The organism is Duganella violaceipulchra, from assembly GCF_019166075.1.
Taxonomy (GTDB): Bacteria; Pseudomonadota; Gammaproteobacteria; order Burkholderiales; family Burkholderiaceae_D; genus Rugamonas; species Rugamonas violaceipulchra.
This window is the reverse complement of sequence record NZ_JAHTGR010000191.1, coordinates 1-283: the sequence shown is the minus strand read 5'-3', so window position 1 is coordinate 283 and position 283 is coordinate 1. Positions and strand designations below refer to the sequence as shown.

The 283-nt window shown below is 74.9% G+C and carries 1 protein-coding gene; it reads right to left on the bottom strand.

The window, feature by feature from the left end:
• Positions 1–283: AMP-binding protein (locus tag KVP70_RS35920; protein ID WP_217946766.1), on the bottom strand; the 283-nt coding region annotated here is incomplete at both ends.

The following is a 283-nucleotide window of genomic DNA, read 5'->3' as shown; positions in this document are numbered from 1 at the left end:
TAGCCGTTGTTGACCACCAGCTTGTGCACCGCGCGATGCGGCACCGCCACCCCTTTCGGCGTGCCGGCCGAGCCGGAGGTGTACATCACATAGGCGGCGCTCCCGCTATCGCAGGCCAGGCCCGGATCGGCGTCGCCGTGGGCGGCGATGCGCGCATCATCGAGCAGCAGCTGCGGCAGCGCCGCCGGCAGCGCCAGCGTCCGCGCCGCCAGCACCAGCCTGGCGCCGCAGTCGGCCAGCATCGCCGCCTGGCGGGCCGGCGGCAGCACCGCGTCCAGCGGCA